This window comes from Variovorax rhizosphaerae (assembly GCF_037889975.1).
In the GTDB taxonomy this organism is placed as follows: Bacteria; Pseudomonadota; Gammaproteobacteria; order Burkholderiales; family Burkholderiaceae_C; genus Variovorax; species Variovorax rhizosphaerae.
Genome location: NZ_JBBKZT010000002.1, coordinates 295,124 through 312,789, shown reverse-complemented (window position 1 = coordinate 312,789; position 17,666 = coordinate 295,124). Strand labels below are relative to the sequence as shown.

The following is a 17,666-nucleotide window of genomic DNA, read 5'->3' as shown; positions in this document are numbered from 1 at the left end:
CCCTCGAGGGGGCGCACCCAGCGGCCCGGCAAAGCCGGTTCCGCGGGTGCCCACGAACAGACATTGCTCCGCCAGCTTTCATGCGTCGAGGAAGACGCGGAAGCGCCGTGGAGCAACTCGCACCCACATCCTGACAAGAGACAACAGCCATGAACCCCACCCTTTCGGCGGACTCCGCCAGCCTCGACGCGCCCGACGACAAGCGCCGCATGCCACGCCTCTACGCCTGGTCCGTCTTCGCGCTCACCTTCGGGCTGATGATGTCCGACTACCTGTCGCGGCAGGTCATCGGCGCGGTCATGCCCGCCCTCAAGATCGAGTGGTCGCTGCTCGATTCGCAACTCGCCATGCTGGTGAGCGTGGTCTCGCTGGTCGTCGGCGTGCTGACCGTGCCCATCTCGCTGGTCGCCGACCGCTGGGGCCGCGTCAAGAGCATCACGCTGATGGCCTTCGTCTGGTGCCTGGCAACCATTGCCTGTGGCATGGCGCAAAGCCATGGACAGCTGCTGTGGGCGCGTGCCTTCGTGGGTTTGGGAGAAGCCGCGTACGGGGCCGCCGGCGCCGCGCTGCTGGCCCATGTGTTTCCTGCCCGGCAACGCGCAGCGGTGCTGGGAGCCTTCCTGTCGGCGAGCCTGTTCGGCTCGGTACTCGGCGTGGTGATTGGTGGCGCCGTCGCGGCGCAATCGGGCTGGCGCATGGCCTTCTTCGTCGTCGGCGCGCCGGGGCTGTTGCTGGCCTTGATGTACCCCTTCGTGGTGCGCGACTACAAGACGGTCGCCCTGGACGGCACGAAGGGCCTTGGTGACCCGAGCACCGGCCGCCCGGGCTTCCAGCGCGTGGTGCGGGAGGTCTTCGCCTCGCGTGCCGGCAACTTCGCCTTCCTTGCAAGCGGCCTGCAAATGGCCATGCCCGCAATGCTCATCGCCTGGTTGCCGACCTACTTCAACCGCTACCACGACATCGACCTGAAGAAGGCGGGGTTGATGGCGGGGGTTGCCGTCATGGCTGCCGGCCTCGGCATGATGTTCGGCGGTGGCGTCGCGGACCGGTTGAGCGCCCGCCACCCGCGGCGCAGGGCGCTGGTGCCGGCGGTCTACTCCGTGCTGACGGCCGTGGCGCTGATGGGCGCGTTTGCCTTGCCCGCGGGTCCGATGAGCTTGGGGCTCATCTTCCTGGGCGCCTTGTTTGCTGCTGCGCAGGGTGGCTGTTCGAGCGCCATCGTGTGTGACGTGACGCACCCTGGTGTGCGGGCCACGGTTGCGGCGACGATGGCCTTGGCCAACAACCTCATCGGCCTCGCGCCCGGACCGCTGATCGTCGGCATGCTGTCGGACCACGTGGGGCTGAAGCTGGCGATGACGCTGACACCCGTGCTCGCACTGGCCGCGGCCTTCTTCTTCGTGCTGTCCTCGCGCAGCTACGAGGCGGACGCGGCGCGCATCCGGGCGAGGGCCGCGGCATGAACCTCTCGCTGAGCTTGCCGGCCTGGCGAGAACCCGCCCGCACGAATTTCCACGGCGTCTTGATGTCGGTGGTGGTGGCGGTGGCCGCCATCTCGCTGGCCGAGCACTACCACGTCTCCGCAATGCTGTTTGCCCTGCTGCTGGGCATGGCATTGAACTTCCTTTCGACCGAAGGGCGTTGCGTGCCGGGCATCCGCTTCTCCGCGAGCACGCTGCTGCGCATCGGCGTGGCGCTGCTGGGCGTGCGCATCACGCTGGGCCAGATCACCGCGCTGGGCGCGATGCCGATCGCGATGGTCGTGGTCTCCGTCGCATTGACCATCGGCTTCGGCATCCTGCTGGCGCGCATGATGGGCTACCGAAACCGCTTCGGCGTGCTGACAGGCGGGGCCGTAGGCATCTGCGGCGCGTCGGCCGCGATGGCCATCGCCGCGGTGATGCCCGCGCATGCCGACGACAAGGTGAAGGAGCGCGCCACCATCTTCACCGTGATCGGCGTGAGCACGCTTTCCACCGTCGCGATGGTGCTCTACCCCATGATCGTCACGCTACTCGGGTTCGGCCACGAAGCCTCCGGCGTCTTCCTGGGCGGCACGATCCACGACGTGGCACAGGTTGTGGGCGCAGGCTACGGCATGTCGAAGGAAACCGGCGACGTCGCGACCATCGTGAAACTGTTGCGCGTTGCGATGTTGCTGCCGGTGATCCTGGTCATCACGCTGTCGTACCGTAAGGACCACGCGGCGACAGGCGCGACCGGCCCCAAGCCGCCGCTGCTGCCCTGGTTCGTCGTGGCCTTCGCGTTGCTGGTCGGCGTCAACAGTGCGGGCTTGATCCCGACGGCGTTGCAGCACGCGCTGCAGACGCTGTCCACCTGGCTGCTGGTGATCTCGATGGCGGCCATCGGCATGAAATCCCACCTGAAGGACTTCGCGACGGTGGGCGTGAAGCCGATCGTGCTGATGGTGAGCGAGACGGTGTTTCTTGCGCTCCTGGCCGCGGCCTTCATCCATTTCGCGCGATAAGCGATGACTTCCATGATCACAGCAGACGACGCCCTCCAGCGCTTGCGCGAAGGCAATGAACAGTTCGCGTCGGGCATCGGCAGCGCAGAGACCTTCCTGCGCCGCGTGCAGCGTGCCCGCACGGACTTCAAGCAGGAGCCTTTTGCCATCATCATCGGCTGCTCCGACTCCCGCGTGCCGGTGGAGATCGTGTTCGACCAGGACCTGGGCGACCTGTTCGTCATCCGCGTGGCCGGCAACATCGTCTCGCCTTCGCAATTGGGCAGCGTCGAGTTCGCCGCCGCGGCCTTCGGCACGCCGCTGGTGGTCGTGCTTGGCCACTCGAACTGCGGTGCGGTGCTCGGCACGCTGGAGCGGCTGCGCCGGCCGGCCGAGGCCCGCTCGCCGCACATGCGCTTCATCGCGGAACGCATCGAGCCGGCGGTGGCGGGCTTGCTGGCGCCGGAACTGGGCTACGACCGCGAGACCTTGATCCGCAAGAGCGTGAAGGCCAATGTGCGCCAGTCGGTCGCGCAATTGCGCAAGGGATCGAAGATCCTTGAGGAACTGATCGAGGCCGGCAAATTGCGCGTCGTGGGCGCCGAGTATTCGCTCGCAACGGGCAGGGTCGAATTCCTGGACGATGCCGTTGAAGCCATGCGGTCGCGGATCGCCTGACCGCCGCGGGTCTATTTCTTGCGGCAGCGTGGGTGGCGGGTACAGTGCAGACCGTACTTCGTAGCTCCCCTTTCACTCGGTTCTGACTGGAGGATGTCGATGCTGAAACCTGATTCCGGACGCCCGCGTGTCGCCGTCATTGCGCTGCTGGTCGTCATCGCCGCATGCCTGGCCTGGATCGCCCAGCAGCGCGGGTGGTTCGAACGCCATGACCTGCTCTACGTCGAGGCCCCCGATGCCGCCGGAATGACCGAGGACATGCAGGTCACGAGCCGCGGCGTGGTGGTCGGCAGCGTTCGCCACATTGCGCTCACGTCGTCGCAGGAGTCCGCCGGCCACGGCGCACGGATCGAGTTGCGCATCGGGCACGAGCACATGCAGGGCATTCCCAAGGGCAGCACGGCGAAGCTGGTGCGCGAGAACCTCATCGGCAAGCAGACCATCGACCTGCTGCCGCCGAGCGGCCCGGCACAACCGGTGGTTTCCGGCGACGTCCTCGCCTTCGAGCGCGGCAAGGACCGCAGCCAGCAGGTCGTCGAGGAGATCCAGGCCGCGCTGATGCCGGTGATCGCCGATGCGCGCAAGCTGACCGACAGCCTGAACGATCCCGAAGGGCCCTTTCAGCAATCGCTGAAGGCAGGTCAGGAGGTGGCCGAGAAGTTGCCTGCCATGGCCGAAAAGACCGGTGAAGTGCTCGATCAAGCCCGGGAAGGCGTGAAGTCCATCGAGAACGGCGCGAAGGCGACCTTGCAGAAGGCCGGTCGCACCATCGATGTCGTGCAGGAGGCCGCGCCAGCCGTGATCGAGAGGGTGCAGCAGGCGGCAGCCACCTCGCAGAAGGCCAGCGCAGACGTACAGGCCATGGCCGCGCAGGCGGCTGAGCGCTTGCCCGCGGTGCTGGACCAGGTGCAGGCTGTTGCCACGCAGGCCAACCAGATGGTGAGCAATGCGCGGCAGACCTGGCCGATCAGCATGCTGACCGGCACGGCCACCACGCCGCAGTCGTTGCCGATCGACAGCATCGGCGGCTTGCCGTTGCCAGGGGAGACGCGATGAACGGCATGTGGCGATTGATGGCGTGTGGCCTGCTTGCCGTGGCCACGGGCCTGCTCGGCGCATGCTCGACGCCGCCCGCGCGATCGTCGGCCGATATCCAGGCACAGGGCTACAACACGCAGGGGATGGATCGCTACAAGGCGGGCGACTTGCCGCGTGCGCTCAGCTACTTCGAGCAGGCGCTGGTGGTCGCGCGGTCCATCGAGGACGAGGAGGCCATCGCCGCCACCCGGCTGAACCTGGCCATGGTCCATCTCGGCATGGGTCGCCAGGACGAGGCCTTGAAGCAACTGGACGCAGTGATGGATGAACGTCGGCTTGCCTTCAGTGCCGACCGGCGCGCTGAAGCCGCTCTACGGCGCGCGATGGCCGTGCAGGCCAGCGATCCTGCAGGCGCCGAGCAAGCGCTAGACCGCGCTGGCGTGCTGTGCGGCAACAAATGCAGCGTCAGGGGAAAGATCCTCAACCTGAAGGCCTGGCTGGCATTGAATGGCGGAAGCCCTGCGGAGGGCTTGCGCTTCGCGCAGCAGGCGCAGAGCGCACTGGCCAAGAACGACATGCTGGAAAGGGCCAACGCGCTTCGCCTGCAGTCGAGCGCCTACATTGCGATGAAGACGCCCGCTGCCGCGGTGCCCCTGCTGCACGAGGCCCTCAAGATCGACAAGGCCGCGGGCGCGAGCGGAAAGATTCACCAGGATCTGCTGCTCCTTGGCCAGGCCTCCGCGGACAAGCCGGAACTCGCGAGGGACTATTGGACCCGGGCACGCGACGTGGCGGTCGCGGCCGGCAACGCGGCGGGGTCGGAGAAGGAGCCTGCATGGCTGGCGGGACCATCGCCTTAGCGAGCCTGCCATCGGCGTTCAGGCGCTTCAGCAATCCAGCGGATTCAAACCCCGACATTGCATCGAACCCTTGACGTTCAGCGGCATCAACGTCGTGACGGCCAACGCAACGCCTGCTTCGCGATAGGGGAAGAACCTGGCCCCGGTCAGGGCCTGCACCGCCGCACCGTCCAGGACCGCGCTACCGCTGCTACTGGCGAGCGATGCCTTGCGCACATTTCCCAGCGTGTCCACGTGCAGGCGCAGAACCGCTGTTCCATTGGGCATCGGTTCGTTCAGATTGCGCCGGGGCATCTTGATCTGCAAGGGTTCCGCCAATCGCATCTGGTTTGACGGGACCTGCGTGGCCGGCCAGGCGTCTACGTCGTTGCTCGTCGCACAACCTTCAATGCCAGGAAGTGTGGAGAGGAGCATCGCACCCAGCAAGAAGCGCGATGCGATTCGGCGAAGTCGGCAAGGCATTGCGCGAGATCCCATGGACTGATCGGCTGAAATTTCACACGCCATCAGGGCGCCGGCAACATCCGCCGCAACGCCTCGAAGAACAGGTCCGACTGCTCCCGCTCCCCCTGGATCTGCGCCGCCACGCGCGCCGCCATCGCCGGGTCCACCGGCACCAGTGGACGCCCGGTCTGCTGTGCGATCACTTGGTGCAGGCAACTGCGCTCGAGGTAGTAGAGGTCGTCGTAGGCATGCGCGATGGCCGCGCCGGCCACGATCACGCCGTGGTTCGCGAGGAAGGCCACGTCCTTGCCGGCCATGGCCTTCGCGATGCGCTCGCCCTCGGCATCGTCGAGCGCGAGGCCGTTGTAGACGGTGTCGATGGCGATGCGGTTCATGTAGCGCATCGCGTTCTGGCTCAACGTGGGATCCAGCGCCCGGTCGGTGGTCAGTGTGAGCGCGGTGGCATAGGGCATGTGGCAATGCAACACCACCGCATGGCCGGTCAGGCGATGCACCGCGCCATGGATGAAGAGCGCGGTGGGCTCGACGCGATGACGACCCGCCAGCACCTTGCCCTGCACGTCGATGAGCACGATGTCGTCCGGCCCGATCTCGCTCCAGTGCAGTCCGCGCGGATTGATGAGGTAGCGGTCAGTGGCACCGGGCACCAGCACGCTGAAGTGGTTGCAGACGCCTTCCGACAGCCCGTGGTGCGCAGCCGCACGCAGGGCCAGCGCGAGGTCTTCGCGCAGCTTGCGCACGCGCGGGTTGGCGTACTGGGCTTGGGGGGTGTCGCGGATGTTGCCCTTGATGATCGTTTCAACCATGGTGATGGGGTCCTCAAGCAGTGATGGTGCCGGCCCATGCCGACACGAATCGGGTAGCGTCCTCGCGGACGGCGGCAGCGGATTTGCCGGGCTTGTAGAGCGACGAGCCGATGCCGAAGCCGGCCGCACCCGCGGCCCGCCACTCGCCCATGTTGTGTGGCGCGATGCCGCCCACGGGCATCAGCGGCGTGCCGGCCGGCAGCACGGCCAGCAGCGCCTTCACGACGGCCGGCGAGGCCAGTTCCGCCGGGAACAGCTTCAGCCCCGTGGCCCCTGCGGCCAGCGCGCCAAAGGCTTCGGTGGGCGTCATTACGCCGGGCAGGCAGACCATGTCGAGCCGCACCGCTTCCGCGATGACTTCCGCGTTGAAGTTGGGCGAAACGATCAGTTGCCCGCCGGCCGCATGCACCTCGCGAACCTGCTGTACATCGAGCACCGTGCCCGCGCCGACCAGCGCCTGCGGAAAGCGCTTGCGCATCAACGCGATGCTCTCGAGCGGATCGGGCGAATTGAGCGGTACTTCAAGCAGCCGGAAGCCCGGCTCGACGATGGCATCGCCCACGTCGGCGGCCTCGGCCGGCGTGAGCCCGCGCAGGATCGCGATGAGGGGAAGCTGCTGCATCGCAGCGTTGAATGTGGCGAGTGCGGTCATGGTGTGGGGTTGTGTTGGATCAAGGCCAGCGCATGAAGTCCAGCCCAGGTGGCTTCGGCGCCCAGCGTGCGTGTCGCAACGCCGGCGGCGCCGATCGCCAATGCATAGCGCTGGGTGAGGGCGGGGGAGCCGATCAGCACCACCTCGCCCGAAGTCTTCAGCGACTGCGTACGCAGTTCCTCGCCGATGAGCAGGCCGGAGAGGTAGCTCGACAGATGCGCCTTCGGCGTGCGGTTGAACAAGGCCAACGTTCGCGCGCCGAATGCGTTGTGCAGCAGCCCTTCGCCATTGTCGGACTGCGCGACGCCCTGGAGGAATGCGGCTTCATCGAGCGGCGCATCCGCATCGAGCGTGCGGGCGATGATGGAGTGCTGGCTCAGTAGCGCATAGAACTCGCCCGTCATGAAGGTGCGGAAGCCTTCGACGCGGCCGTCCTTCACGCGAACCCATTTGTTGTGCGTGCCTGGCAGCACGAAGACCCCGTCCCGCAAGCCCGTGAGCGCGATGGCGCCGAAGATCTGGACCTCTTCGCCACGCATCACATCGGGCACGCCGGCGTGCTCGTCGCGCAGGCCCGGCACCAACGCGATGCGGCCCGGCTGGATGTCGATGATGCTGCGGGCCACTTCGCCGAGCCCGGCGGGGCAGGCGCAGTAGGGCGCCTCGACCCAGCCCTGCTGGCTGCCGGCCATGCCCGAGATGATGCAGCGCGTGCCTTCGGGCCGCATCCATTCGGCGAACAGCGACTCGAACACCTCGGGGAATCCACCCGCGGGAACGCTCAGGATGCCGCGTGGATGGCCTTGCTCGGCGAGCACTGTTCCGGTGCCGTCGAGCAACGCGCCACGCAGGGAACTGGTGCCCCAATCGACCGCGACCAAATGCATTGGTTCATGTCTCCGTATGGCATGTTTCAGGAGGCCGCAGATCAGGGTTTCCCTGCAGTGGCGGCCATTTCAATCATCATATGATAAGCCGCGAACCGGGCAGCAAGCCTAGGGTTTTCCGAGTGAAAAATCAACGGACCAACTACATGCAAAGCTCACCTGTGGCGCACCGCCGCCAAGTCCTGCAGGGCCTCGCGGCCATGCTCTTGCCCACCTCCTTCGCCGCCTTTGCCGAGGACTATCCGACCAAGCCGGTGGAACTCGTCGTGCCCGCATCGGCCGGCGGCGGCACCGACGCCCTGGCCCGCAGCTTCGCCGAGCTGGCGAAGAAGAATTTCTCGCAGCCCCTCATCGTCAACGACAAGCCCGGCGCCAGCGGTGTGGTCGGCATGTCCGACGTGCTCAACAGCAAGCCGGATGGCTACAAGGTCAGCGTGGTGATCGCCGAACTGGTGATCCTGCCGCACCTGAACCTCTCCAAGTTCACCTATGCCGACTTCCGCCCGGTCGCGCGCCTGAACGCCGACCCGGCCGCCATCACCGTCAAGGCCGACGCGCCCTGGAACACCATCGAGGAATTCATCGCGGCGGCCAAGGCCAAGCCGGGCGAGATGAAGGTGGGCAACGCGGGCAACGGTTCGATCTGGCACCTGGCTGCGGCGGGCTTCGAGGACAAGACCGGCGTCAAGTTCAACCACGTGCCCTACCAGGGCGCGGCGCCGGGCGTGGTCGCCTTGCTCGGCGGGCACATCGATGCGGTCGCGGTCAGCCCCGGCGAAGTCTCCGCGCATGTGCAGGGCGGCAAGCTCAAGATGCTGGCGGTGATGGCGGACGAGCGACTCAAGGCCTTCGACAAGGTGCCCACGCTGAAGGAGCGCAAGATCGATTTGTCGATCGGCACCTGGCGCGGCCTGGCGGTACCCAAGGCCACGCCCAACAACATCGTCGACGCGCTGCGCGAAGTCGCACGCAAGACGGCCGCGGACCCCGCCATGCGCGAATCGCTGGACAAGCTCAACCTGGGCTTCGCCTACCTCGACGCCGACGCCTTCGGCAAGGCCATGGAGCGCGACCACGCGTACTTCAAGCAGCTGGTCGAGAAGGTCGGTATCAAGTCATGAGCGACAAGATCGAAGTCCTCGCCGTCGCGGCGCTGATGCCCTTCCTGATGGAAAAGCTGCGTGCCGAATACACGGTGCATGACCGCATCCACGTCAGCGATCCGGACGCGTTCGCTACGGTCGCGCCGCGCATCCGTGGCGTCGTCGCCAATGGCGAGGCCAAGGTGCCGCGCGAACTCATCGGCAAGCTGCCCGCGCTCGAAGTGATTTCGGTCTTTGGCGTCGGCTATGACGGTGTCGACGTGGCGGCTGCGCATGAGCGCGGCGTGCCCGTCACCAACACGCCGGAGGTGCTCAACGATGACGTGGCCGACCTGGCCATCGGCTTGCTGTTGTCGATTGCGCGGCGCATCCCTCAGGCGGACAAGTTCGTACGCAACGGCTCGTGGCTCAACGGCCCGATTTCGCTGGCGCGCAAGGCCACTGGCGCGCGGCTGGGCATCGTCGGCATCGGTCGCATCGGCCAGGCCATCGCGCACCGGGCGCAGGCTTTCCGCATGGACATTGCGTACACCGCGCGCTCGCCGCGTGCTGGCGTGCCCTACACCTACTACCCCAATGCCGAGGCGCTTGCAGCGGCGGTCGACTTCCTCGTCGTCATCACGCCCGGCGGCGCGGCCACGCGCGGCATGATCGATGCCAAGGTGCTGAAGGCGCTGGGCCCGCAGGGCTACCTGATCAACGTGGCGCGCGGCACGGTCATCGACCAGCCGGCGCTGATCGCCGCCTTGCAGGCCGGCGACATTGCCGGCGCGGCGCTCGATGTGTTCGTCGACGAGCCCAACGTGCCCGCCGTGCTGCGCGAGATGGACAACGTGGTGCTCACGCCGCACATCGGCAGCGGCACGCGGCAGACGCGCGAGGCCATGGGCCAGCTCACCTTCGACAACCTGCGCGCGCATTTCGCGGGCGAGCCGTTGTTGACCCCGGTCGCTTCCTGAGCCTCGCCCCGAATGGTCAAGAACGCCCACGGCCACACGGTCGACCTGCTTGGCGAGTCGATCGTTGCGGGTCGCTATCGCGAAGGCGGGGTGATCCCGCCGGAGCCGATCCTGGGCGAGGAACTGGGCGTGAGTCGCACCGTGGTGCGCGAGGCGATCAAGGCGCTGGCGGCCAAGGGCCTGGTCGTGACCGGTCCGAAGGTCGGCAGCCGCGTGCTGCCGCAGGACTCCTGGAACTGGTTCGATCCCGACGTCATCACCTGGCAGGCACGCGTGGGCTTGACGCCGGAGTTCCTGCGCGACCTGCAGGACTTGCGCCGCGTGGTCGAGCCCGCGGCCGTGCGCCTGGCCGCGGAGCGCGCCACTGCAGAAGACATCGAGGACATCGAGGCAGCCTACGCCGGCATGAAGAACGCCATCGAGCATGGTGGCGACTACGTCACGCATGACCTGCGTTTTCATCACGGCCTGCTGCGTGCCGCGCGCAACCGCATGCTGACGCAGATGAGCAAGGCGCTGAACGCGCTGCTGCGCACCAGCTTTGAAATTTCCACCACGCGCAGCAATGGCCCGGCGCTGTCGTTGCCGATGCATCGCGCGGTGCTGGATGCCGTCATCGCCCATGAGCCGGCGAAGGCAGAGCGTGCCGTCCTCAAGCTGATCGATGGTGCGCGCGTCGACATCGAGGCCGTGCTCGGCTCGCGCCGTCGGTTGCCGCGATTGAGCAGGCCACCGCCGCGGCTCAAGGCGCATTGAGGCGCGGCCACAGACATTCGAGTTCCCCCCAATTCCCGGTCCCCCCTTCCCCCGTTGCAATCGAAGCATCCGTCATCAAGGAGACATCTCACCATGAAATTGAAACCGCTATTCGCCGCGTCGCTCGTTGCGCTGGGGCTCGTGGCCAGTGGCCAGGCGGCCGCAGAAGAAAAGCTCACCGTCTGGTGGGTCAAGGGCTTCTACAAGGCCGAGGACGAAGCACTCTTCGCCGCCATCAAGAAGTACGAGGCGAAGCACAAGGACGTCAAGATCGACCTGTCGCAGTACCCGATCCAGGACATGATCCCCAAGACCGTGTCCGCGCTCGACTCCGGCAGCCCGCCGGACGTGGCCTATGCCGACGTGTACGACTTCCAGGTCACCGGCAAATGGGCCTTCGAGGACAAGCTCGAGGACATCAGCAGCATCATCAACCCGATGAAGGCGCGCTTCGCACCCAACACGGTCGAGACCACCTTCCTCTATGACGACAAGACCAAGCAGAAGGCCTACTACGCCTTCCCGATCAAGCAGCAGACCATGCACGTCGAGTACTGGCTCGACATGCTGACGGAGGCCGGCTTCAAGGAATCGGACATCCCGACGACGTGGAAGGAATACTGGCCGTTCTGGTGCGAAAAGGTGCAGCCCGCCAGCCGCACCAAGACCGGCAAGCGCACCTTCGGCATCGGCCAGCCGATGGGCGTGGATTCGAGCGACTCGTTCTATTCCTTCCTGACCTTCGCCGACGCCTACAACGTGAAGATGGTCGACGACAACGGCAAGTTGCTGGTCGACGATCCGAAGGTCAAGGCCGGCCTGGTCAGCGCCCTGACCGACTACACGATGCCCTACATCAAGGGCTGCACGCCGCCGTCCGCCACGAGCTGGAAGGACCCGGACAACAACGTCGCCTTCCACAACAAGACGACCGTGATGACGCACAACGCGACCATCTCGATCGCCGCCAAGTGGCTCGACGACATGAACAACGAGACGCTCACGCCCGAGCAGCGTGAAGAGGCCAAGAAGAACTTCAACGAGCGCATCCGCACGGCCGGCTTCCCGACCAAGCCGGACGGCAGCAAGATGGTCTACCGCACCGCGGTGAAGACCGGCGTGATCTTCAAGGAAGCCAAGAACAAGAAGCGTGCGAAGGAGTTCGTCGAGTTCCTGATGCAGGAAGAGAACCTGACGCCCTACGTGGAAGGTTCGCTCGGCCGCTGGTTCCCGGTGACCAAGGCCGGCCAGGCCAGCCCGTTCTGGCAGGCCAACGAGCATCGCAAGTCGGTGTTCAACCAGTACGCCAGCGGCACGGTGACCTTCGAATTCACGAAGAACTACAAGTTCACCATTCTCAACAACGAGAACGTGTGGGCCAAGGCAATGAGCCGCGTCGTGACCGACAAGATCCCCGTCGACAAGGCCGTCGACGAGATGATCGAGCGCATCAAGGTGGTCGCGAAATAGTTTTCGCTCCGCCCCAAGGTCGGCTTGCTTCGTGAGTCGACCACCCCCTTCGCCGGGGGCAACACCTGCGGCCCGGCAAGGCCGGTTCCGCGGTGTTTCTGAACAGACAAATCCGATGAACTAGAGGAAGGGGGCTTGTATGAGCAGTACCGCAACCGTCGGTGGCGCCGTGAGTGGCGCGTCGACCATGCAACGCAAGGACCGATGGCAAGCCTGGGGCCGATGGATGGTCCTGCCTTACCTGCTGATCTTCCTGGTGTTCGTGCTGTACCCGGTGGGCTATGGCCTCTGGCTGGCGCGCCATCCGCAGAGCTACGTGCACCTGGAGGCCGACCCGATCTTCCTGCGGTCGGTGGTCAACACCTTCGTGTTCCTGATCGTCGCGATCAACGTCAAGATGATCCTGGCACTGGTCCTGTCGGGCTTCTTCGTGCAGACGCGCTGGTGGATCAAGATCGTCTCGGCGCTGTTCATCCTGCCGTGGGCCATGCCCTCGATCCCGACCATCCTCTCGGTGCGCTTCATGCTCAACCCGGAGTGGGGCGTGATCAACACGACGATCTTCCGGCTGACGGGTGCGGATGGGCCCAACTGGCTCAACGACCCGACGCTGGCGCTGACCTTCGCGATGCTGATGCATGTGTGGAAGTCGCTGCCGTTCTGGACGCTGATCCTCGTGGCAGGCCGCCTCGCGATTCCTTCGGAGCAATACGAGGCCGCCTCTGTCGATGGCGCCACGTCATGGCAGAAATTCAAGTTCATCAGTTGGCCGGCGCTCAAGACGCTGTACCTGACCTCCACCATCCTCTCGATGATCTGGACGCTGGGTGACTTCAACAGCGTCTACCTGCTGACCGGCGGCGGTCCGGCCGACATGACGCACGTGCTGGCGACGCTGGGCATCCGCTACCTGCGGCTGGACCAGGTCGACTTGTCGATGGCGTCGATCGTCGTTGCGATGCCTCTTGTGTTGCCCTTGGTTTATTTCATGATGAAGAGGTTGTCCAAATGAGCAAGCGCTGGACCCCCAAGGCCATCGCCACCGAGGCCAAGCTGCTCCTGATTGGCATACCGGTGGTGCTGTGGACGCTGATCCCGGTCTATCACATGGTGCTGTTCGCGATCTCGCCGCGGGACTCGGCCACCTCGGGCCACCTGTGGCCGACGCACCCGACGTTGCAGAACTTCGCCATCGTCTTCGGGCAGAAGCACTTCTACCTGACGCACTTCTGGCAGCAGCTCTGGAATTCGTTGCTCATCGCGGTCACGGTGGGCGTGCTCACGCTGTTCGTCGCGACCACTGCCGCCTTCGCCATCAGCCGCTTGCGCGTGCGCGGTGGCCGCACGGTGATGAACATGGCACTGTTCACGTACTTCATCCCTGCTGCATTCCTGGCCGTGCCGATGTACAAGACCATGGGCAACTACGGGCTGCTCAACAGCCAGTGGTCGCTGATCCTGGCGATGGTGACGATTGCCTCGCCGTACTGCATCTGGGTGCTCAAGCAGGCTTCCGACAAGCTGCCCTACGAACTCGATGAGGCCGCGCGCATGGACGGCGCCTCGCCGCTGCAGTTGTTCCGCCTGGTTTACCTGCCGCTGATGGTGCCGTCGCTCGTGGCGGTCGGCACCTATGCGCTGCTGCTGGCCTGGAACGAGTACCTGTTCGCCTTCCTGCTGTTGTCGAAGGACACGAGCGTGACGCTGGCCGTGGCGCTCGGCAACTTCCTGTCTGCCGACGATTCGCCATGGGAGCTGTTGATGACGACGGGCCTGATCTACGCGCTGCCGCCAGCAGCCATCTACTACACCTTCAAGCGCTACATGGTCGGCGGCCTCACGGCCGGCGCGGTGAAGAGCTAAAACGATAACGAGGAGATTCAATGGCTTCCGTCACATTCCGCAATATCAAGAAATCATTCGGCAAGACCGACATCCTCAAGGGCCTGGGCTTCGAGATCAGCGACGGCGAATTCGTCGTGCTGGTCGGCCCCTCGGGCTGCGGCAAGTCCACGCTGCTGCGCATGCTGGCCGGCCTGGAAGACATCACCGGCGGCGAGATCCTCATCGATGGCAAGGTGGTCAACGAGCTCGAATCGAAGGACCGCGACATCGCGATGGTGTTCCAGAGCTATGCGTTGTATCCGCACATGACGGTCGGTGAGAACATGGCCTTCAGCCTGCGCTTGCGCGATGCCGACAAGGGCGTCACGGCCGAGCGCGTGGCCAATGCCGCAAAGATCCTCAACCTCGACAAGCTGCTGGAACGCTATCCGCGTGAACTCTCCGGCGGCCAGCGCCAGCGCGTGGCCATGGGTCGGGCCATCGTGCGCGACCCGAAGGTGTTCCTGTTCGACGAGCCGCTGTCCAACCTTGATGCCAAGCTGCGCGTCGCGATGCGCGCCGAGATCAAGGCGCTGCACCAGCGGCTGAAGACCACGACGGTCTACGTGACCCATGACCAGATCGAGGCCATGACCATGGCCGACCGCATCGTGGTGATGCACGACGGCATCATCGAGCAGATCGGCACGCCGCTGGAACTGTTCGACCGACCCGGCAACCTGTTCGTCGCGCAGTTCATCGGCTCGCCGTCGATGAACGTGCTGGCGGGTGTTGCGCGCAAGGTCGAGGGCAGTTTCTGGGTCGAGGCGCAGGGCGCGTACTGGCCCTTGCCGGACGGTGCCAAGGTCACGGACGGCCAGTCGGTGCACTATGGCGTGCGGCCGACCGACCTGGTGCTGGCGCCGACCAACCAGGGCATTCCGGCGCAGGTCGTGGTGGTGGAACCCACCGGCGCTGAAACCGAACTGCTGGTGCAGGTCGGGCAGGAGAAGCTGGTGCTGGTCATGCACGGCCGCACGGACGTGGGGCCGGACGACACGGTCTACCTGGCGCTCGACCCGGCCAATGCGCATGTGTTCGATGGCGCCAGCGGCTTGCGCCTGGATTGAAGGGATCGACCACATGACCGCATTCAGCAAAGTCATCCTGTTCACCGACACCGACGGCAAGGCGCGCTTTCGGGAGGAGCCGATCGAACTCGGCGAGGGCACGCCGGCGTCGCAGCTGTCGCAACTCTTCCCGTCGCAGGGCTACCAGTTGCGCCACAGCCCGGTGGGCTTTCGCAGCCAGTTCCATTGCACCGTCACGCCGCAGTGGGTGCTGATCCTGCAAGGGCAGATGGAGATCGGCCTGCAAGGCGGCGAGTCGCGCGTGTTCAAGGCTGGCGAGCATTTCTATTCGGACGACAAGTTGCCGGAGGGCGCGACCTTCGATGCGTCAGTGCACGGCCACTGGAGCCGGCAAGTCGGTGACGAGCCGCTGGTGACGATGTTCGTACGGAGCTGAACAAGGAGAGAAGGCCATGGCACGCTTGTCCGCCAGCGAGATCGCGCAGTACCGCGCGGAAGGCTATGTGATCCCGCAGTTCCGTCTCCCGCCCGATCGCGTCACGCAGATGCGCGAAGCGCTCGATGCGCTGATCCGCGACAACCCCGGCGTGCGGCCGGAGAAGCTGGTCTCGGCGCACATCGAAGGCGACAACGGCGAAGGCGTGCGGGGCAGCCGCTCGTTTCTCGACCTGGCCAAGGACCCCGAGATCGTCGAACTGGTCTCCGGCGTGATCGGTGAGGACGTGATCCTCTGGGGCTGCCACGTGTTCTGCAAGCCGCCGTCCGAGGGCTTCGAGACACCTTGGCACCAGGACGGCCACTACTGGCCGATCAGGCCGCTCGCCAATTGCACGGTGTGGGTCGCGCTGGAGGAGTCCACGGTGGAGAACGGCTGCCTGCGCGTGATCCCGCGTTCGCACATCGGCGAGGTGCTGCACCCGCATCTTCACGAAGACCGGACCGACCTCACGCTGAACCAGCGCATGGCCGAAGGCGCATTCGACGAGGCCGATGCGGTCGACCTCGAACTGCAGCCCGGCCAGATGTCATTGCACGACGTCTACATGATCCACGGCGCCAAGGCCAATACGTCGACGAAGCGGCGCACCGGCGTGGCCTTGCGCTACATGCCGGCGACCTCGGTGTTCGAGCGGGACTTGCGGCCCTCGGATGGCAAGACTGGCGTGGCTGTCAATTTCGGGCAGCGACCGTTGTGGCTGCTGAAAGGCGTGGACCGCAGCGGGCGCAACGATTTCGAGATCGGGCATCGGCATGGCGCCGCGGCGACCTGACGCACCCCGCTATTCGCTCCAGTTCAGGTAAGAAAGAAAGAGCGGCGCAGCCGTTCGGAGAATCAACGCCTCGGCAGGATCGATGTTGCGGCGCTCCACGTCGAAGTGAATCAGCACGCCGCAAGGCACCGTGCCCGCGACGGGTTGCAGCAGGCGCCCGAAGCACGATTCAAGTGAACCGGTCCGGTCGTGGGGACTCAGGCGACTGTCCTCCGAAGCGCTGTTCGTCATGAATTCGCCATCCTGCAGCATGCGGCGCCAGACGCTCGTGCGAAGTGGCGTCACTCGTTGTCGCGGTCGAAGCTCTGTGGCCCTGTCGAACAGGAAAATCGCGCACATGCCTGCGCCACGCAGCTTGAACAGGCCGGTGTAACGGTACTCCGTCTTGTCGTTGAGCGTGGCCAGCGCCGAGACCACGCCATCCGTCGCAAGAACGCTCCGGATGCTCGCGATCCGAAGGTCCACGTCCAGTTGTTGCATCGCACGCCTCCCAGTGGCAGCGCGTCACGTCAGACACATCGTCGACGCAGCCGTGCGCATGCATGCAACGATAGGGCGAGCGATTGCCGTCGTCTGTGCGGTGCCGTACGCAGGGAGCACACCAGCGGCTTCAGCGCTCTCCGAGGAACTCGTCGTAGGTTGTCCGTTCGGCGGCATAGCATCCGCACGCAGCCGCTTCGAGGCCCCTGCGGTCCAGCACTTCGATGTCGCCCCTGCTGTAGTTGATCAGGCCACTGCGCTGCAAAGCGCCGGCGGCTGCGGTGATGCCGGCGCGCCGCACGCCGAGCATGTACGCCAGGAACTCCTGCGTGACGCGGAAGCGCGCAGACTCGGCGCGATCCTGGCTCATCAGCAGCCAGCGTGCCAGGCGCGGCTCGATCATGTGAAAGCGCAGGCATGCGGATGAGGTCGCCAACTGCTTCATCAGGACGTAGACATAGCGGTGCATCGATTGCTGCAATGCGGGGCTGTGTTTGAGCAGCGTGCGAAACGCCGGTGTGGTGATGCACAACGCCGCGCCCCGGCCCTGTACCAGTGCCCGCAGCGGCGTCACCGATATGCCCAGGGCGAGTTGTGCGCCCAGCATCCCTTCCTTGCCGATCATGCCGACCTCGACGCCCGGGCTCTGGTCGATCACCGACACCAGCGAGACGAAGCCCTCGGTGGGGAAGAACACATGGGTCGTGAGGGTGCCGCTTTCGCAAAGGACCTCGGACAACACCAGGGTCACCGGCTCGCAGACCGCGAGGAGGCGCTCTTGATCAGGGAGCGGCAGCCCTGCGATCAGGCTGTTGCGAGCGTTCGTCATGCGGCATCTCCAGAAGAATGCCGCCTGCCG

General features: G+C 65.6%; 20 protein-coding genes. 14 read left to right on the top strand and 6 right to left on the bottom strand.

Annotation, left to right across the window (positions count from 1 at the left end):
• Positions 1-149: 149 nt before the first annotated feature.
• The 5 genes from WKW82_RS05355 to WKW82_RS05335 all read left to right on the top strand — a co-directional run bounded on the left by WKW82_RS05355 (position 150) and on the right by WKW82_RS05335 (position 5,043).
• Positions 150-1,463 carry an MFS transporter gene (locus WKW82_RS05355; protein WP_340341212.1) on the top strand — a complete coding sequence of 438 codons (1,314 nt, stop codon included), beginning with the start codon at positions 150-152 and terminating at the stop codon, positions 1,461-1,463.
• Positions 1,460-2,488, top strand: a complete 1,029-nt coding sequence (locus WKW82_RS05350; RefSeq protein WP_340341211.1) for a YeiH family protein — start codon at positions 1,460-1,462, stop codon at positions 2,486-2,488. Before WKW82_RS05355 ends, WKW82_RS05350 begins: the two co-directional genes overlap by 4 nt.
• A 12-nt stretch (positions 2,489-2,500) precedes the next feature.
• On the top strand, positions 2,501-3,145 hold the full coding sequence (locus WKW82_RS05345; RefSeq protein WP_340341210.1) for a carbonic anhydrase: 645 nt from the start codon (positions 2,501-2,503) through the stop codon (positions 3,143-3,145).
• A 99-nt stretch (positions 3,146-3,244) separates the two neighbouring features.
• Positions 3,245-4,201 (top strand): MlaD family protein, encoded by a 957-nt coding sequence (locus WKW82_RS05340; protein WP_340341209.1) that lies wholly within the window; start codon positions 3,245-3,247, stop codon positions 4,199-4,201.
• Complete coding sequence (locus tag WKW82_RS05335) at positions 4,198-5,043, top strand: tetratricopeptide repeat protein (protein ID WP_340341208.1); 846 nt, start codon at positions 4,198-4,200, stop codon at positions 5,041-5,043. The genes WKW82_RS05340 and WKW82_RS05335 overlap by 4 nt, the downstream gene beginning before the upstream one ends.
• A 27-nt stretch (positions 5,044-5,070) precedes the next feature.
• Here the strand turns inward: WKW82_RS05335 and WKW82_RS05330 are convergent, their stop codons facing one another.
• From WKW82_RS05330 to WKW82_RS05315, 4 genes are all read right to left on the bottom strand, one after another.
• Positions 5,071-5,349: an energy transducer TonB gene (locus WKW82_RS05330; protein ID WP_340341207.1), complete on the bottom strand. Its 279-nt coding sequence runs from the start codon at positions 5,347-5,349 to the stop codon at positions 5,071-5,073.
• 200 nt (positions 5,350-5,549) lie between these two features.
• Positions 5,550-6,314 (bottom strand): aldolase, encoded by a 765-nt coding sequence (locus WKW82_RS05325; RefSeq protein WP_340341206.1) that lies wholly within the window; start codon positions 6,312-6,314, stop codon positions 5,550-5,552.
• A 13-nt stretch (positions 6,315-6,327) separates the two neighbouring features.
• Positions 6,328-6,966, bottom strand: coding sequence for a 2-dehydro-3-deoxy-6-phosphogalactonate aldolase (locus WKW82_RS05320; RefSeq protein ID WP_340341205.1), 639 nt, complete (start codon positions 6,964-6,966; stop codon positions 6,328-6,330).
• Positions 6,963-7,853 (bottom strand): 2-dehydro-3-deoxygalactonokinase, encoded by an 891-nt coding sequence (locus WKW82_RS05315; protein ID WP_340341204.1) that lies wholly within the window; start codon positions 7,851-7,853, stop codon positions 6,963-6,965. The genes WKW82_RS05320 and WKW82_RS05315 overlap by 4 nt, the downstream gene beginning before the upstream one ends.
• Before the next feature lie 146 nt (positions 7,854-7,999).
• On the opposite strand from WKW82_RS05315, the gene WKW82_RS05310 reads away from it, so the two are divergent.
• The 9 genes from WKW82_RS05310 (at position 8,000) to WKW82_RS05270 (ending at position 16,327) form a co-directional block, all read left to right on the top strand.
• Positions 8,000-8,974 carry a Bug family tripartite tricarboxylate transporter substrate binding protein gene (locus WKW82_RS05310; protein ID WP_340341203.1) on the top strand — a complete coding sequence of 325 codons (975 nt, stop codon included), beginning with the start codon at positions 8,000-8,002 and terminating at the stop codon, positions 8,972-8,974.
• Entirely contained in the window at positions 8,971-9,915 is a 945-nt protein-coding gene (locus tag WKW82_RS05305; protein WP_340341202.1) for a 2-hydroxyacid dehydrogenase, read from the top strand. The genes WKW82_RS05310 and WKW82_RS05305 overlap by 4 nt, the downstream gene beginning before the upstream one ends.
• A 12-nt stretch (positions 9,916-9,927) precedes the next feature.
• Entirely contained in the window at positions 9,928-10,671 is a 744-nt protein-coding gene (locus tag WKW82_RS05300; protein ID WP_340341201.1) for a FadR/GntR family transcriptional regulator, read from the top strand.
• A gap of 93 nt (positions 10,672-10,764) precedes the next feature.
• Positions 10,765-12,141, top strand: coding sequence for an ABC transporter substrate-binding protein (locus tag WKW82_RS05295; protein WP_340341200.1), 1,377 nt, complete (start codon positions 10,765-10,767; stop codon positions 12,139-12,141).
• Between the two features lie 139 nt (positions 12,142-12,280).
• Positions 12,281-13,153 carry a carbohydrate ABC transporter permease gene (locus WKW82_RS05290; protein WP_422823417.1) on the top strand — a complete coding sequence of 291 codons (873 nt, stop codon included), beginning with the start codon at positions 12,281-12,283 and terminating at the stop codon, positions 13,151-13,153.
• Positions 13,150-14,004 (top strand): carbohydrate ABC transporter permease, encoded by an 855-nt coding sequence (locus tag WKW82_RS05285; protein ID WP_340341199.1) that lies wholly within the window; start codon positions 13,150-13,152, stop codon positions 14,002-14,004. Before WKW82_RS05290 ends, WKW82_RS05285 begins: the two co-directional genes overlap by 4 nt.
• Positions 14,005-14,024: 20 nt before the next feature.
• Positions 14,025-15,095 carry an ABC transporter ATP-binding protein gene (locus WKW82_RS05280; RefSeq protein WP_340341198.1) on the top strand — a complete coding sequence of 357 codons (1,071 nt, stop codon included), beginning with the start codon at positions 14,025-14,027 and terminating at the stop codon, positions 15,093-15,095.
• Between the two features lie 13 nt (positions 15,096-15,108).
• Complete coding sequence (locus tag WKW82_RS05275; protein ID WP_340341197.1) at positions 15,109-15,492, top strand: cupin domain-containing protein; 384 nt, start codon at positions 15,109-15,111, stop codon at positions 15,490-15,492.
• 16 nt (positions 15,493-15,508) lie between these two features.
• Positions 15,509-16,327 (top strand): phytanoyl-CoA dioxygenase family protein, encoded by an 819-nt coding sequence (locus WKW82_RS05270; protein ID WP_340341196.1) that lies wholly within the window; start codon positions 15,509-15,511, stop codon positions 16,325-16,327.
• 9 nt (positions 16,328-16,336) lie between these two features.
• Here WKW82_RS05270 and WKW82_RS05265 read toward each other — a convergent pair whose 3' ends face one another.
• Positions 16,337-16,807: a hypothetical protein gene (locus WKW82_RS05265; RefSeq protein WP_340341195.1), complete on the bottom strand. Its 471-nt coding sequence runs from the start codon at positions 16,805-16,807 to the stop codon at positions 16,337-16,339.
• A 130-nt stretch (positions 16,808-16,937) separates the two neighbouring features.
• Complete coding sequence (locus WKW82_RS05260; protein WP_340341194.1) at positions 16,938-17,636, bottom strand: Crp/Fnr family transcriptional regulator; 699 nt, start codon at positions 17,634-17,636, stop codon at positions 16,938-16,940.
• Positions 17,637-17,666 lie beyond the last annotated feature (30 nt).

What these genes read in the sequence shown, in the direction of transcription:
- WKW82_RS05325 (WP_340341206.1), bottom strand. Translation starts at nt 6,314, where the DNA reads ATGGTTGAAACGATCATCAAGGGCAACATCCGCGACACCCCCCAAGCC.
- WKW82_RS05300 (WP_340341201.1), top strand. Translation starts at nt 9,928, where the DNA reads ATGGTCAAGAACGCCCACGGCCACACGGTCGACCTGCTTGGCGAGTCG.
- WKW82_RS05340 (WP_340341209.1), top strand. Translation starts at nt 3,245, where the DNA reads ATGCTGAAACCTGATTCCGGACGCCCGCGTGTCGCCGTCATTGCGCTG.
- WKW82_RS05295 (WP_340341200.1), top strand. Translation starts at nt 10,765, where the DNA reads ATGAAATTGAAACCGCTATTCGCCGCGTCGCTCGTTGCGCTGGGGCTC.
- WKW82_RS05270 (WP_340341196.1), top strand. Translation starts at nt 15,509, where the DNA reads ATGGCACGCTTGTCCGCCAGCGAGATCGCGCAGTACCGCGCGGAAGGC.
- WKW82_RS05265 (WP_340341195.1), bottom strand. Translation starts at nt 16,807, where the DNA reads ATGCAACAACTGGACGTGGACCTTCGGATCGCGAGCATCCGGAGCGTT.
- WKW82_RS05315 (WP_340341204.1), bottom strand. Translation starts at nt 7,853, where the DNA reads ATGCATTTGGTCGCGGTCGATTGGGGCACCAGTTCCCTGCGTGGCGCG.
- WKW82_RS05285 (WP_340341199.1), top strand. Translation starts at nt 13,150, where the DNA reads ATGAGCAAGCGCTGGACCCCCAAGGCCATCGCCACCGAGGCCAAGCTG.
- WKW82_RS05305 (WP_340341202.1), top strand. Translation starts at nt 8,971, where the DNA reads ATGAGCGACAAGATCGAAGTCCTCGCCGTCGCGGCGCTGATGCCCTTC.
- WKW82_RS05260 (WP_340341194.1), bottom strand. Translation starts at nt 17,636, where the DNA reads ATGACGAACGCTCGCAACAGCCTGATCGCAGGGCTGCCGCTCCCTGAT.
- WKW82_RS05280 (WP_340341198.1), top strand. Translation starts at nt 14,025, where the DNA reads ATGGCTTCCGTCACATTCCGCAATATCAAGAAATCATTCGGCAAGACC.
- WKW82_RS05350 (WP_340341211.1), top strand. Translation starts at nt 1,460, where the DNA reads ATGAACCTCTCGCTGAGCTTGCCGGCCTGGCGAGAACCCGCCCGCACG.
- WKW82_RS05355 (WP_340341212.1), top strand. Translation starts at nt 150, where the DNA reads ATGAACCCCACCCTTTCGGCGGACTCCGCCAGCCTCGACGCGCCCGAC.
- WKW82_RS05310 (WP_340341203.1), top strand. Translation starts at nt 8,000, where the DNA reads ATGCAAAGCTCACCTGTGGCGCACCGCCGCCAAGTCCTGCAGGGCCTC.
- WKW82_RS05335 (WP_340341208.1), top strand. Translation starts at nt 4,198, where the DNA reads ATGAACGGCATGTGGCGATTGATGGCGTGTGGCCTGCTTGCCGTGGCC.
- WKW82_RS05290 (WP_422823417.1), top strand. Translation starts at nt 12,281, where the DNA reads ATGAGCAGTACCGCAACCGTCGGTGGCGCCGTGAGTGGCGCGTCGACC.
- WKW82_RS05320 (WP_340341205.1), bottom strand. Translation starts at nt 6,966, where the DNA reads ATGACCGCACTCGCCACATTCAACGCTGCGATGCAGCAGCTTCCCCTC.
- WKW82_RS05275 (WP_340341197.1), top strand. Translation starts at nt 15,109, where the DNA reads ATGACCGCATTCAGCAAAGTCATCCTGTTCACCGACACCGACGGCAAG.
- WKW82_RS05345 (WP_340341210.1), top strand. Translation starts at nt 2,501, where the DNA reads ATGATCACAGCAGACGACGCCCTCCAGCGCTTGCGCGAAGGCAATGAA.